General features: G+C 42.9%; 11 protein-coding genes and 1 pseudogene. All 12 read left to right on the plus strand.

The genetic code is table 11. The features are described 5' to 3' along the window. Positions 1-101 precede the first annotated feature (101 nt). A pseudogene (locus Xvie_RS14305) lies at positions 102-4805 on the plus strand (alpha-2-macroglobulin family protein); the annotation flags it as partial. A gap of 57 nt (positions 4806-4862) precedes the next feature. Continuing rightward, positions 4863-7196 carry a peptidoglycan glycosyltransferase PbpC gene (pbpC, locus tag Xvie_RS14310; RefSeq protein WP_086109979.1) on the plus strand — a complete coding sequence of 778 codons (2334 nt, stop codon included), beginning with the start codon at positions 4863-4865 and terminating at the stop codon, positions 7194-7196. Positions 7197-7383: 187 nt separating this feature from the next. Beyond that, complete coding sequence (locus Xvie_RS14315; protein ID WP_167376283.1) at positions 7384-7944, plus strand: DUF2975 domain-containing protein; 561 nt, start codon at positions 7384-7386, stop codon at positions 7942-7944. A gap of 8 nt (positions 7945-7952) precedes the next feature. Further along, the gene (locus tag Xvie_RS14320; RefSeq protein ID WP_086109981.1) at positions 7953-8159 is read left to right on the plus strand and encodes a helix-turn-helix domain-containing protein; all 207 of its coding nucleotides are present in this window, start codon (positions 7953-7955) and stop codon (positions 8157-8159) included. Between the two features lie 62 nt (positions 8160-8221). Next, a complete protein-coding gene (locus tag Xvie_RS23270) occupies positions 8222-8539 on the plus strand; it encodes a hypothetical protein (RefSeq protein ID WP_244175657.1) in 318 nt (105 codons plus the stop codon). 432 nt (positions 8540-8971) lie between these two features. Next, a complete protein-coding gene (ndk, locus tag Xvie_RS14330) occupies positions 8972-9400 on the plus strand; it encodes a nucleoside-diphosphate kinase (RefSeq protein ID WP_086109982.1) in 429 nt (142 codons plus the stop codon). Positions 9401-9642: 242 nt separating this feature from the next. Further along, entirely contained in the window at positions 9643-10821 is a 1179-nt protein-coding gene (gene rlmN / locus Xvie_RS14335; RefSeq protein WP_086109983.1) for a dual-specificity RNA methyltransferase RlmN, read from the plus strand. A 71-nt stretch (positions 10822-10892) separates the two neighbouring features. Continuing rightward, positions 10893-11321, plus strand: coding sequence for a fimbrial assembly protein (locus tag Xvie_RS14340; protein ID WP_086109984.1), 429 nt, complete (start codon positions 10893-10895; stop codon positions 11319-11321). A gap of 119 nt (positions 11322-11440) precedes the next feature. Further along, complete coding sequence (gene rodZ / locus Xvie_RS14345) at positions 11441-12454, plus strand: cytoskeleton protein RodZ (protein WP_086109985.1); 1014 nt, start codon at positions 11441-11443, stop codon at positions 12452-12454. 141 nt (positions 12455-12595) lie between these two features. Continuing rightward, positions 12596-13717: a flavodoxin-dependent (E)-4-hydroxy-3-methylbut-2-enyl-diphosphate synthase gene (ispG, locus tag Xvie_RS14350; RefSeq protein ID WP_086109986.1), complete on the plus strand. Its 1122-nt coding sequence runs from the start codon at positions 12596-12598 to the stop codon at positions 13715-13717. 223 nt (positions 13718-13940) lie between these two features. Continuing rightward, on the plus strand, positions 13941-15218 hold the full coding sequence (gene hisS / locus Xvie_RS14355) for a histidine--tRNA ligase (protein ID WP_086109987.1): 1278 nt from the start codon (positions 13941-13943) through the stop codon (positions 15216-15218). Between the two features lie 14 nt (positions 15219-15232). Further along, entirely contained in the window at positions 15233-15853 is a 621-nt protein-coding gene (locus Xvie_RS14360; protein ID WP_086109988.1) for a YfgM family protein, read from the plus strand. Positions 15854-15856: the final 3 nt, after the last annotated feature.

Below are 15856 nucleotides of genomic sequence, written 5' to 3' on the forward strand. Positions count from 1 at the left end.
TCTTGTTCCCAGATTTTGGCAGGGGATGGCATGTGACACCGCCTTTTATTTAAGGAAGAAGAGCCCCATCATGGCACAATAGGGATTACGGCTGTAGTACTAACCAAGATTTTTCGCAAAAAATGCACCTTGTTGATGTAAAATCGGGAAAATTGGATGGTGCATGGGAACTTTCTAATAACCAGATGGAGCTTAGGTTGCGTCATTTGCCACCTTCCCGTGAATTACGATTGACGGTTGATGAAGGTATAAAAGGCATAAATGAGCGTCGATTGACGACGGGTTATCAGAAAAAATTTAATACAGCCCCTATCACTCCTACAGTTGGATTTGCCAGTAAAGGCTTATTATTACCTAGCAAGATAGCGGAAGGATTGCCTGTTCTGGCCCTCAATGTGGATCGCGTAGATGTCAATTTTTTCCGCATCAAAGATGAAGCATTACCTTCATTTATCGCCAGTTGGCAATACAGCCGTAACATGAATTATTGGAATTCCAAAGAATTACTGCAAGAAACTGAATTAATTTATACAGGCCGTTTTGATCTCAACCCTACCGCCAATACCCGTGAAAAAATATTGCTGCCACTAAGTAACATCAAAGAACTGCAAAGAGATGGCGTTTATCTGGCAGTCATGCAGCAGGCGGGAAAATATTCCTATAGTAATCCAGTTACCCTGTTCACATTGAGTGATATTGGCGTTTCCATGCACAGTTATCTGAACAGGATCGATGTCTTTACCCAATCACTGGAACAAGGCTCTGGTCTGAAAGGCGTTGAGATCCGTTTATTGGACGCCAAAGGGCAGTCTGTGGCAAAAGCGACAACAGACAGTGATGGGCATGCTTCGCTTGAAAAAAGTAATAAAGCAAGATTATTGCTGGCTACCCAGAATGGACACTCCAGCATGATCGACTTGAATTCGCCAGCATTAGATCTCTCCGAATTTGATATCGGTGGGTCGCAAGGGTATAGCAAACAGTTTTTTGTATTCGGCCCAAGAGATCTTTATCGGCCAGGAGAAACATTGATTGTTAATGGCTTACTGCGTGATGCTGATGGTCATCCACTAAAATCACAGCCAGTTAAAGTGGATGTATTGAAAGCAGATAATCAGGTTGTTCGCAGTTTTGTCTGGCAAGCAGAAAACGATCTATACCAATATCGTTACCCGATTCCTCGTGAGGCTGAAACGGGAATGTGGTCACTGCGATTTGATTTAGGCGATAACACACCACGATATTACAAGTTTAACGTTGAAGATTTCATGCCTGAAAGAATGGCACTAGAAATTAAAGGAAACGTTGATAATCAGCCTGTACTTACAGATGAAAATGTTGAATTCACAATAACAGGTCGTTACCTGTACGGCGCTCCTGCTGCTGATAATCGTTTGCAAGGGCAATTATTCCTGAGTCCTGTCCGTAATGCCGTAACAAAATTACCGGGATATGAATTCGGCTCCATAAAAGAAACTGATTTGAGACGGACACTGGATGAATTTGATTTAACCTTAGACAGTGAAGGGAAAACTAACCTTTCTGTCAGCAATAATAACTGGAAGTCTGTCACATCTCCGGTAACAGTCATTGTACAAGCCAGTTTGCTGGAGTCTGGTGGACGTCCGGTAACACGTCGTGCTGAACAGGCTATCTGGCCTGCTGAAAAATTGGTTGGTGTACGCCCGCTTTTCAATAAGAAGGTCATTTATGACTATCGTACTGGCCGTGATGAAAACCGCTATAACGTAGATGAAAATTCATTGGCAGAATTTGAAATAGTTTATGCGGATGCCAGCGGCAAAAAATATGCTGCATCAGAATTAAAGGCGCGCCTGATATATGAACGACGTGATTACTATTGGCGTTGGTCTGATAGTACAGGCTGGGATTCGGGTTATGACCAGAAAGATTTGGTAATGGCTGATGAACATGTACAGACTACGGAAAACGGCACAGCTAAAATCAGTTTCCCTGTGGACTGGGGTACTTATCGAATTGAAGTTTTCAATCCGCAAAATCAGCTCGTCACCAGCTTAAATTTCTGGGCGGGGTATTCATGGCAGGATAATACCGGAGGTACAGGGGCCGTGCGTCCGGATCAGGTTAAATTGTCACTGGATAAACCCGCCTATAAACCGGGTGAAAAAATGAAAGTGCGCTTGTTTGCACCACAAGAAGGTAAAGGTTATTTGTTGGTGGAATCCAGTGATGGCCCATTGTGGTGGCAGGAAATAAATGTCACAGAAAAAGGCTTGGATGTTGAGGTTCCCATTAATCAGGCGTGGGTTCGCCATGATTTATATCTCACTGCGGTTGTTGTGCGTCCGGGTGATAAATCCCGTCAGGCAACACCTAAGCGAGCAATCGGTGTATTGCATATACCACTGACGGATGAAGGACGTAAGCTGAATTTAGCTTTAAATGCACCTGACAAGATTCGTCCAAACCAGGATCTCTCAGTCAAAATCAAAGTTACTCCTCAGCAGGGGCAACCACTGCCTAAACAAGTTAATGTCCTGCTTTCAGCGGTAGATTCAGGAGTATTAAGTATTACTAATTTTAAAACACCCGACCCTTATGAAGCGTTCTTTGGCCGTAAACGTTATAGCGTTGATCAATACGATGTTTACGGCCATCTGATTGAAGCAGAAGGTCGTCAGGCCAACCTGCGCTTTGGTGGGGATGGGAGTGATAGTACGCTGGATCGAGGTGGTAAAAAGCCACTGACGGAAGTAAAAATCATTGCAGAGCAAGCCAAACCGATTACTTTGAATGCCGATGGAGAAGGTGAGATTACCCTGCCTATTCCTGATTTCAATGGAGAGCTCAGATTGATGGCGCAGGCATGGAGTAGTGATGAATACGGTCACAGTGAACGTAAAATCATTGTCGCGGCACCGGTCATTACTCAGATGTCATTGCCTCGCTTTATGGCGGGAGGTGATCAGTCCCAATTGTCGTTGGATATCACCAATTCAACGGAGCAACCTCAGATCCTGACATTGAAGTTTGCTGCTGAAGGATTGGTTAAATTACAAGGAATAACAAGCAAAAAACTCATATTGGAAAAAGGGAAACGGACAACTATCCAGATTCCGGTTAAAGCAGATTATGGATTTGGACAAGGTGAAATTTTTCTGACCATTGATGGCTTGAACCTGTCTGACGAAAAACTGACACAGTATAAAAACAGTTGGAAAATAGGCGTGCGTCCTGCACACCCAGCCAAAACTATTCAATTTGCTGATGTGATTCATCAAGGCCAAAATTGGCAATTACCTCTGACAGCCATTTCAGGTTTGGCACCAGAAACAGTAGAAGGGCAGCTATTGCTGACTAGTAGGCCACCATTGCAAATTGCACGTTATATTCGTGAATTATATGCTTATCCTTACGGCTGTCTGGAACAAACGGTGAGTGGGCTTTATCCGTCACTCTATTCCAATGAAGCTGAATTGAAAAAGCTGGGTATTAACACACAAAGTGATGAAAAACGCAGGAAGGCCATTGAGGCTGGTATTGCACACTTGTTGAGCATGCAGCGCCATGATGGCAGTTTTTCGTTGTGGAATCGTAATGGTGATGAAGAATTCTGGTTGACAGCTTATACAACGGATTTTCTGTTTCATGCAACCCAGCAGGGTTACAGTGTCCCCGTTGATGCCCTGAAAGCGGCTAATAACCGCTTACTGCGTTACCTACAGGATAGAACTATCATCAGTGATCGTTATAATGGTTCACGTATAGCGACACAATTTTCTGTACAGGCTTATGCTGGCTTGGTGTTGGCTAATCAGCAAAAAGCACCGTTGAGTGGATTGAGGCAGCTCTATGAACGTCGGATGCAGGCTGAAAGTGGCTTGTCTCTGGTTCAGCTGGGTGTTGCACTAAAAATGATGGGTGATAATACCCGTGGTAATGAGGCTGTTCGATTGGGTGTCAATAAACCCCGTGAGCCGGGTTATGGATTGGGTGACTATGGCAGTGTTATCCGTGATAACGCACTGATTGTTGCCCTGTTGACAGAGCACAATATGTCGCAGAAAGATCGTGACGAAAAACTGCTTAGTTTATCCAATGAGTTGTCAAGTCGCCGTTACTTCTCAACACAGGAAAGTAATTCGCTGTATCTGGCTGGACGTCACTTTATTAGCACCACTGAACAACAGTGGAAAGCAGCAATTAACCAGCAAATGCCGCCACTTAACCGTGATAGTGCATTGACTGAGACATTAACGGCAAACCAGATTTTAAAAGGTGTGGATATCAGCAACCGTGGTGACAGTACACTGTACTCGCGTTTGAATATAGTGGGATATCCACTGAACACTCCTAACCCTTACTCAAATGTACTGAAAATTAAGCGAACTTACTTTGATTTAAACGGTAATTCAGCCTACATCCAACGCATGAAAAGTGGGGAGATGGTCGTTGTTAAGTTAGAAGTCAGTGCAAGCCAATCAGTGCCAGATGCCTTAATAGTGGATTTACTGCCAGCCGGATTGGAGATTGAAAACCAAAACTTGGCAGCCAGTAGCGCCAGCTTGAATGATAGTGCGACGGGTTTGAAAGATTTTATTGAAGAAATGCAAAATGCTGATATCCGTCACATCGAATACCGAGATGATCGCTTTGTTGCCGCAGTTGCTGTGCCATCTTATAAATCAGTAACATTACTGTATTTGGCTCGTGCAGTTGCACCAGGAGTTTATCAAGTACCAGCACCACAGGTTGAATCCATGTATGTCCCTAACTGGCGTGCTGTGGGTGAAACTGACTCTAGACTGGAAGTTGTCCGCTAATCATTATTAGCTCCTATCTTCCGAGATAGGGGCTATTTCCTTTCGGATACGGTTTGAATGAGAAAATTGTTCTCCCGCAGTTATCTGCTTATCTTGACGATTACTCTGGTTGTTTTGTTGGTTTCCTCCACCGCAATGTGGCTGGCAGATAAAACCTGGCCATTGCCAATACATAACGTCAAAATGGCGCGTGTAGTGGTGGGGGTTGATGGCACACCGTTGTGGCGTTTTACTGATAGCGAGGGGATCTGGCGTTATCCCGTTACTTTAGATCAAGTCTCTCCTGAATACCTTCAGGCATTACTGACTTATGAAGATCGCTGGTTTTATAAACATCCCGGTATCAACCCAATCTCCCTTTTGCGGGCTGCATGGCAAGATCTTCGCGCAGGAAAAATAGTATCTGGGGGGAGTACCATTTCCATGCAAGTTGCCCGGCTGATTGATCCACACCCACGTACTTTTACGGGAAAATTCAAACAAATTTGGCGCACACTGCAACTGGAATGGCACTATTCAAAAGATGAAATTTTGGAGATGTATCTGAATCGTGCGCCATTTGGTGGCACATTGGAGGGTATTGGGGCAGCAAGCTGGGCTTATTTAGGGAAATCACCATCTGAACTTTCGTCTGGAGAGGCGGCACTATTGGCTGTATTGCCACAAGCCCCCAGCAGGTTAAGGCCGGATCGCTATCCAGAACGAGCGCAAGCAGCACGTGATAAGGTATTGGAGCGATTGGCGCAATATCATGTTTGGTCAGAGAAAAAAGTAGCTGATGTTAAAGAAGAAAACATATGGCTGGCTCCACGTCAAATTCCCCATCTTGTGCCATTATTGGCAAGGCGAATGGTGAATGAAAATCAGCAGGAAGTGATCCAAACGACCATCGATATTGGTCTGCAACGTCAATTGGAAGATATGGCACTTAACTGGAAATATCAGTTGGCAGCCAAAACATCAATTGGTGTATTAATTGTGGATCACACTGACATGTCCGTTAAAGCCTATATTGGTTCTGTAGATTTTCAGGATGATAGTCGTTTTGGGCACGTGGATATGATAAGCGCGTGGCGTTCGCCTGGCTCCACACTGAAACCCTTTTTATATGCCATGGTGTTGGATGATGGGTTAATTCATGGTGAGTCTTTATTACAGGATGTTCCCCGTCGCTTTAATGATTATAGACCCGGTAATTTTGATAGTGGATTCAATGGGCCAGTGAGTGCTAGTGATGCATTGGTAAGATCATTGAATTTACCCGCAGTGCAGCTTCTTGAAGCCTATGGTGCTAAACGGTTTACGGCTAATTTGCATAATGTGGGAATGAAACTGCGTTTCCCATTGGGCAGTGAACCTAATTTATCCCTTATTTTAGGGGGAACTGCTGCTCGTATGGATGAGTTGGTTTCGGCTTACAGTGCCTTTGCCCGTCAGGGAAAAGTATCCCCACTGCGTTTTACACCGCAGCAGAAAGTACGGGACAGGCAATTATTCTCTGCCGGAGCGGCTTGGATTGTCAGAAGGATTATGGCTGGTGAGGGGCGTCCTCAGCCTGATGATATTTTGCCCGCCAGTGTTCCGCTGGCATGGAAAACAGGTACAAGCTATGGCTATAGAGATGCATGGGTAATTGGCTTGAATGCTCGTTATACCATAGGAGTTTGGGTTGGCAGACCAGACGGAACCCCTGTCATTGGTCAGTTTGGGTATGCTACGGCGATACCAATCATGAATCAAATAAATGGATTATTGATGGAGAATTTGCGTTATAGCTCAATACGTACTCCTGTTGATCCCCGGCCAGCCAGTGTCACGCAAGCAACCATTTGCTGGCCGAGTGGAACTATTCTGCCTCAAGGCAGCAATAACTGTCGGCAGCGTCGTCTGAGCTGGATTCTGGATAATACGATTCCCCCGACACTATCTGCAGTGGAACAAGAAAGTATTTCAGGGATCAATGAGCGGATATGGCTGGATAAAAATGGCTTGCGTGTTGCTCCTGATTGCCCTGATGCCCACTCTGAAACGGTAAGTTTGTGGCCAATCACATTGGAAGCATGGCTACCCGTTAAGGAACGTCGTGCAAGTCGGCTTCCACCCATTAATCTAAAATGCCCACCCATAAAAATGGATGAAGCACCACTATTGATTATTGGAATCCGTGAAGGAGAAGTGTTGAAGCGTATTCCGGGTAAAAAAGATTTGGACTTACGGATCACGACGCAAGGAGGTAGTGGTAAACAATGGTGGTTTTTGAATGGTGAACAAGTTGCCGTGACAGAAAATAACCAATCTTGGAGCAAAACTTTATCACAACCAAGTAAATATCAGCTCAGTGTTTTAGATTTTAGTGGTCAAGTCAGTTCAATCAATTTTATGCTGAGATGATAGTTGAGGTGGTTCAGACACTGTTTAGGGTATTACTTCTTCATGATATTTTTCATAAAAAACATAAGCTTAGATATGTGATCTGTTCCTGAGTGCAATTTATTTCATGTTTAATGATGAGATATTATTGTTTTACGATAATTTTTGATTATAATTTGATCCAAACTCAAAGCGGATGATATGTATAATGCGCACTTCAAAACTCACACGAATAACGACAATTAGTTTGGTGATGTCTAAATTATCGCTGCTGATTATTTTTGCTGTGATAGTGATGAATATTACTAGCTGGCTGGAACCAAAATTAATTTTGGAAAAATATGGGTTTGAATTTTCCCTGACTGGGAGAATATTATCACATTTTGATAAGGATACTTTTAGTACGTGGAAATTAATGGGAGGAATATTGATATCAACCATCCCACTATTATCGTTAGTAGGTAGTTTTTGGGCTTTTTATCGATTGTTCGGCAATTACAGAAAAGGTGATTATTTTTCCAAAGATACAGTTAAATATTTAGAATACGCAGGTTGGGGGGTAGTTTTATGGAGTATTTTAGATATTTTTTGTGAGCCTCTACTAACGCTGTGGTTAACAATGTCTGCGCCAGCAGGTGAACGCTTTATTTCATTAAGTTTAACTTCCAGTCATTTTGTTGCGATTTTCATTTCAGTTTGTCTGATGATCATCTCACGTATTCTTTATCAAGCATGTGATATATATGAAGAAAACCAGAGTATTTTATAGGAGATACCGTGGCAATTCTTATTAATCTTGACGTGATCATGGCAAAACGTAAGGTTAAATCTAAAGACTTAGCTCTAGCCATTGGTATTACTGAACAAAATCTTTCTCTGCTGAAAACAGGAAAAATTAAAGGTATTCGATTTTCTACCCTGAATGCTATTTGTCAATATTTGGATTGCCAACCTGGGGATATATTGGAATTTAAAGAAGATTAGTTATTCAATTATTATACCCGTGGATTGGGGAATTAATTAAACGTCAACAGTGAGGAAATAAGATGAGATATTTTTCATATGTTTTATTGCTGGGTGCATTTTATATTCCTGCATCTTTTGCTGATACATCAGTGACAGGTGTTAAACGTAACCAAGAGTCAGCCCAACAGGGAGCGTTGATAAAATGTACAGATTTATTACCTGCAGACCGTAAATATACCATTAGTATTATTGGAAAATTGGATAAAACAACTAAAGATGCCAATCAGCGATTAAAAGGAAATCTTAATGTTTCTGATGAAACTAATAAACCGTTAAATCAGGAAATGGGTGAAGCAGTTAAACCTTTCGTTCAATGTGTCACAGATACGGTTTTATAATTGATATTAAGTTAAAAAATACCAATTCAATGATCGTGATCAAAATGCCTATTCGGGATTTATTCGCCCAAATAGGCATTGTTTTATAAAATCAGCAGAGCAAGAAAGAATAACACACAGTGCAGATATTTTGTCCAATGTTAAGGTTAAATATCAGTAAAGCAATTTAACTTGCCGGATGTAATCAAGCAAAAATGTGATTTATGCTAAAAAATGATAATTTTCGCTAAGAAAGTTTTAATAAAATGTTGTGTTTTTTGTAGGCAAGCAGAAAGTCTCCTCCTATAATCAACGCCTATTTTTATTCCTGTCAGATATCAGATACAGGGTAGAGTTGTCCCTCCGGTTTTGTTTGGGGCATAAAAAATTATAACGAATCATCGAATCATCGAATCATCGAATCATCGCTGAAAGTGCCAAAGAGGTTATCCAATGACAATTGAACGTACTTTTTCCATTATTAAACCCAACGCAGTTAAGAAAGATGTTATCGGTTCTATCTATGCTCGCTTTGAAAGCGCAGGGTTTAAAATCATCGCGGCCAAAATGTTGCATCTGACTCGTGAGCAGGCGGAAGGTTTTTATGCTGAACACAAAGGCCGTCCTTTCTTTGATGGTCTGGTGGAGTTCATGACCTCTGGCCCAATTATGGTACAAGCTCTGGAAGGTGAAAATGTGGTTCAACGTCACCGTGATCTGATGGGCGCTACTAATCCTGATAATGCATTGGCAGGTACTCTGCGTGCAGACTACGCAGACAGCTTTACTGAAAATGCGGTTCACGGTTCTGACTCTGTTGAATCTGCAACCCGCGAGATTGCTTACTTTTTCAGTGATGATGAAGTTTTCCCTCGCTTTTAAAGCTCTTAGCTACATGTAGCATCTAAGTAGCATATAAACAGTAAAGTTTGTACAATGAAACGCCCCACTGATTTGATTCAGCGGGGCGTTTATTATTTTATTTCAATGTTCGTTTAATTTGGCTCGAATTCAGTCTTGCCTAAAAAGATAATGACCATTGAATTGGCAGTCACCGCATGAAAACTTAGTGCTGAAATTAGATCAGCATAAAGCCGAAAGTGTAACAACGAGGCGATGTAAAAATGTCCCAACTTAACGAAACCGCACTACCTTCAACCTCCGCTGTATCCGTCACGCCTGAACAGAAAAACGGTAAAATCAATTTGCTCGACCTTAACCGTAAGCAAATGCGTCAATTCTTTGTCGATATGGGAGAAAAACCTTTTCGTGCCGATCAGGTCATGAAATGGATTTACCATTATTGCTATGACGATTTCGAGCAAATGACCGATATCAACAAAGTACTCCGGGCGAAACTGCAACAAGTTGCTGAAATCAGGGCACCAGAAGTTGCAGAAGAGCAACGCTCCTCTGATGGCACTATTAAATGGGCGATTACTGTTGGTGATCAACAGGTTGAAACGGTTTATATCCCAGAAGATGATCGTGCGACACTGTGTGTTTCATCTCAGGTGGGATGTGCTTTAGAGTGTAAATTTTGTTCTACCGCTCAGCAGGGTTTTAACCGTAACCTGCGGGTTTCTGAAATTATTGGCCAAGTCTGGCGTGCCGCTAAGATTATAGGATCACTGAAATCCAGTGGCCGTCGTCCCATAACCAATGTGGTGATGATGGGAATGGGAGAGCCATTGCTCAATTTGAACAATGTCGTACCAGCAATGGAAATCATGATGGATGATTTTGGCTTTGGTCTGTCAAAACGCAGAGTGACATTGTCAACTTCTGGCGTCGTTCCTGCACTGGACAAACTGGGTGATATGATCGATGTTGCACTGGCAATTTCCTTGCATGCACCTACTGACGACATTCGTGACGAAATCGTACCCATTAACCGCAAGTACAATATTGAAGAATTTTTGACCAGCGTGCGTCGTTACCTGACAAAATCCAATGCGAATCAGGGGCGTGTTACGGTGGAATATGTGATGCTTGATCACGTCAATGACAGTGTTGAACAGGCCCATCAATTGGCGGAATGCCTGAAGGATACCCCTAGCAAGATCAACCTGATACCGTGGAACCCATTCCCGGGTGCACCTTATGGGCGCAGTTCCAACAGCCGAATCGATCGCTTTTCTAAGGTGCTGATGGAATATGGTTTTACAACTATCGTGCGTAAAACGAGGGGAGATGATATTGATGCAGCATGTGGACAGCTTGCCGGTGATGTGATTGACAGAACAAAAAGGACACTGAAAAAACGTTTGGCAGGTGAACCTATTCAGGTAAAAACAGTCTAATTTTCTGTTTAATACCGATTAATGGCTAAAAATCTGGCAAAGTTTGACATATCCTTATAAAGGAAAATAGTATGATACGGAAATCAATAAGTTGGTCTATAGTTTGTTTTGGCCTGTTAACGGGGTGTGTGGAACGACCAACGCATCGCGCTTATCAGGTTGTTGCCATAGATACACGATTGCAGCTAGGGAAGGCTTATTTAGCGGAGCGAAATTTATCGGCCGCTAAATATCATTTTCAAAAAGTTTTGCTGGCAGAGCCTCGTCATTCGGAGGCTCACCTAGGTATGGCGCTGCATGAACAATATGCAGGCCGATCGGAAACCGCCAGTCAGCATTATAGAATAGCCATGCAGTATGCGGCTGGAAGTGATACTGTAGTACGTCACTACTATATTTTTCTTTGTGAACAAAAGCAGTATGAAAAAGCGGAGCAATTGATCGCGGAAAGTATGGTGATCGCGGAAAGCATGGCAAACCGTTATAGTTGTGATAGATGATTTTTTGCGTTCGACTCAGTAATTAGATGATTTCACTACATAAATTAAGTGATATGTTCTATCAATTTAATTTGTGTAAATTCTTTAAACCAGAACAGTACCAGTGTCCCTAGCTAATAATGAAGACTGAAACTTACCCAGAAGAAGCCAATCTGACAATAGGTCAGATTTTGCGTCAGGCTCGTGAAAAGCATGAGCTTTCTCAGCAAACTGTGGCAGATCGCTTGTGTCTTAAACTGTCCACTGTTCGCGATATTGAAGAAGATAATATCCCGTCAAGTATTTCACCAACATTTTTGCGTGGGTATATTCGTGCCTATGCAAAATTGGTTCAAGTGCCTGAGTCTGAAATCTTGAGCACTTTGGATAAACAAATGCCATCTAAGGCTATAAAAACGTCTCCTATGCAAAGTTTTTCTGCGGGGAAAAAACGTAAGAAGCGTGATGGCTGGTTAATGAAGATAACATGGATTGTTATCATTTTATTATTGGGAATGACGGTTCTGTGGTGGTGGCAGAACTATGGGGCACAACAAACAGAATTGTCTTCAATGTCAGAACAATATAGTACCAAGGACGCTCAGGTAACAGCTTCTGAAAAAGCACCAACCATAGGAAAGAATAACGAATCCGTTCCTCTTAAAGAAAAGCAATCTGTGGCGGCATCCCAAGGTAATGTTTCCCAAGAAAAAACGTCACCAGCAGAAGCAAGTGATACTGCAGTAAGCAGCATGGCTCCGGTATCTTCTACTCCTAAAACAGTATCATTGCCCGTTAATAAACCAGCAACAAATACGACAACAGAAAATTCGACCTCTTCCGCCAATACAGAGATGGATCATTCTGTTGCGAGTACATCATTGGTTGATGTGAGTGATATCAGTGCGGTGAACAACAATGGACTCATTGTAAATTTTAAAGGTCGATCCTGGCTGGAAATCAGAAATGCTAAAGGCAATGTGTTGTACAGCGGTATTAAAAATAAAGGTGATAGCCTGAAATTTTCCGGTGAGTCGATTTACTCATTGACGATTGGAGTACCTGCTGAAGTTGAAGTTTTGTTCAAAGGAAAACCAGTGGATCTGAGTTCATTTGCGAAGAAACATGTCACTGCTAAATTGAAACTGAAATAGACTCCTTAAATTTAGGCGAACATTGAATTAAGAATTCATGTTCGCCTGTGTGTATTATTCATCACAGCGTGTATTATTCACCACAGCATAGTTGTAATTTTTATAAACAAAATACAGGGATGTAGGGGAGTAATGTAAAAAATGCATAATGAATCACCGATAAAAAGACGTAAATCTAAACGTATTTATGTCGGTAATGTGCCCATAGGGAATGGCGCACCAATTGCGGTGCAATCAATGACTAACACACGGACAACCGATGTTGAGGCGACTGTCAATCAAATTAGGGCGCTGGAGCGTGTAGGTGTTGATATCGTTCGTGTTTCAGTTCCAACAATGGATGCAGCCGAAGCGTTCAAGTCTATCAAACAGCAGGTCAGTATTCCTCTTGTAGCCGATATTCATTTCGATTACCGCATTGCATTGCAAGTCGCGGAATATGGTGTTGACTGTCTGCGCATCAACCCTGGCAATATCGGTAACGAAGAGCGTATCCGTCAGGTTGTGGATTGTGCCCGCCACAATAACATTCCAATTCGCATTGGGGTCAATGGTGGATCGCTGGAAAAGGATCTACAGGAGAAATATGGCGAACCTACGCCAGAAGCATTGGTTGAGTCAGCAATGCGTCATGTGGATATTCTGGATCGCCTGAATTTCGATCAGTTTAAGGTGAGTGTCAAGGCATCTGATGTTTTCTTGGCGGTTGGGGCATATCGTTTGCTGGCACAAAAAATTGATCAGCCGTTGCATCTTGGCATTACTGAAGCTGGCGGCGCCCGTGCTGGCGCGGTGAAGTCCTCAATTGGTCTTGGAATTTTATTATCAGAAGGAATTGGCGATACGTTGCGCATTTCGTTGGCCGCAGATCCAGTGGAAGAAGTTAAAGTCGGTTTTGATATTCTGAAAGCATTACGTATTCGCTCAAGGGGCATTAATTTCATTGCCTGCCCAACTTGTTCGCGTCAGGAATTTGACGTTATCGGTACGGTTAATGCGCTTGAACAGCGTCTTGAAGATTTAATCACTCCAATGGATGTTTCTATCATTGGTTGTGTCGTGAATGGTCCCGGGGAAGCAGAAGTTTCGACACTTGGCGTAACGGGAGCGAAAACAAAAAGCGGCTTTTATGAAGATGGCATTCGTCAAAAAGAGCGCCTTAACAATAAAGATTTGATTGATCAGCTTGAAGCAAAAATCCGAGCAAAGGCAGCTATCCTTGATGCTAATAACCGAATCAGCGTCAATCAACTTGATGAATAAGATACTTAATGCTGGCTCATGCTATCATGAACCAGCTATGCCTTTTATCTTATGCCATGTATCTATAACTCAATGGATTTCGAGTTTCAGATAACTAAAGCTGCAACTTGAAAGATAAACTAGTTTATCGGTACACAGTTATAGTTTTGCTTGCAGATTGAACCCCGCAAGTATTCGCTTTTATAATCGATGGCATTGTATAAATATTAATAAGAGATAAAACGTGACAAAAAATATCCCAGCTATTCGTGGCATGAACGATTGCCTTCCTGCTGAAACGGCCATCTGGCAACGAGTTGAATCCACGGTGAAACGTGTGCTGTCAGGTTATGGTTTTAGCGAAATTCGGACACCGATTGTAGAGCAGACCCCGTTATTCAAACGTGCCATTGGGGAAGTGACCGATGTTGTCGAAAAAGAGATGTATACCTTTGACGACCGCAATGGTGAAAGCTTGACCCTGCGCCCAGAAAATACGGCAGGATGTGTTCGTGCCGGTATTCAGCATGGTCTGCTGTACAATCAGGAACAGCGTTTGTGGTACATCGGGCCTATGTTCCGTTATGAGCGTCCACAAAAAGGCCGCTATCGCCAATTCCATCAGTTGGGAGCTGAAGTGTTTGGTCTTCAGGGGCCGGATATTGATGCTGAAATGATTTTAATGACAGCCCGTTGGTGGCGTGAACTAGGTATTGCTGATCACGTTACACTTGAATTGAACTCTATTGGTTCACAGGAAGCCCGGGCAAATTATCGTGAAGCACTGGTGGCTTTCCTTGAGCAGCACAAAGAGAAGCTGGATGAAGATTGCCAGCGCCGCATGTATACCAACCCACTGCGTGTATTGGATTCCAAAAACCCTGAAATTCAGCAACTTCTTAATGATGCGCCGGAGTTGTTTGACTATCTTGATAGCGAATCGAAAGAACACTTTGATGGACTGTGTCAGATACTTGATAGTGCAGGTGTCAAATACCGTATTAATCAGCGTCTGGTTCGCGGCCTTGATTACTATAATCGTACTGTTTTTGAATGGGTGACATCTGCTTTGGGTGCACAGGGAACCGTTTGTGCGGGGGGGCGTTACGATGGTTTGGTTGAGCAATTGGGCGGTAAGGCAACACCCGCTGTGGGTTTTGCAATGGGCATGGAACGTATGGTTCTGTTAGTGCAGGAAATCAATCCCGATTTTGTTGCTGACCTGACAGTTGCCGATGTTTATCTCTCTTCCTTTGGTGAAGGCAGCCAGCAAGCTGCATTGATATTGGCAGAAAAAATTCGTGATCAACTGCCTGAATTGCGTCTGATGACCAACCATGGTGGTGGTAACTTTAAGAAACAGTTGGCGCGTGCAGGCAAACACGGTGCCAAAGTTGCCTTGATCCTTGGGGAAGATGAAATTCAAGCTGGCAATATCACAGTGAAAGATTTACGAAGCGGTGAACAAGAAACGTTGCTACAACAAGCAGTCGCAGCGCGTTTGAGAGAACTGTTAGGCTAAGGAGAAAGACTCTAGTGCAAGTCTATACCACTGAAAATGAACAAGTTGACGCAATAAAGCGTTTTTTATCTACCAACGGTAAATACCTTGCTGTTGGTTTAGTATTAGGTATTGGTGCTTTGATTGGCTGGCGTTACTGGCAGACTCATCAAACAAACCAGTTACATGATACGGCGGCAGTATTTGAGAAATTGAACAAATCATTGCAGTCGGGGTCGAAAGAAAGCGTTGTTGCCGTAGAAAAGTTCGCTAATGAAACGAATAATGTCTACGGTGTTATGGCGGAGCTGGAACTGGCAAAACAGGCTATTACCCAAAATAATCTGGCTCAGGCAGAGAAAAATTTGCTGGCGGCCTCCGGTAAAGCCAAAGATGAGGACATGCAAGCATTGTTCAATATTCGTTTGGCCCGGGTTCAATTGTCGGAAGATAAAACGGATGCTGCGCTGAAAACGCTGGAGCTGGTCAAAGGCAAGGGATGGAAGGTTATGGTTGAGAATATTCGTGGGGATATTCTGACCAAAAAAGGAGATATTGCTGGCGCGCGCGCAGCATATTCTATGGGGCTTGGATCTGATGGCCCTAAACTAATCAAAGACCTCATGAAAATTAAACTTAATAATTTATCCAACTAAGGG

Origin of the sequence: Xenorhabdus vietnamensis, from assembly GCF_002127535.1 — a bacterium.
Classification (GTDB): domain Bacteria; phylum Pseudomonadota; class Gammaproteobacteria; order Enterobacterales; family Enterobacteriaceae; genus Xenorhabdus; species Xenorhabdus vietnamensis.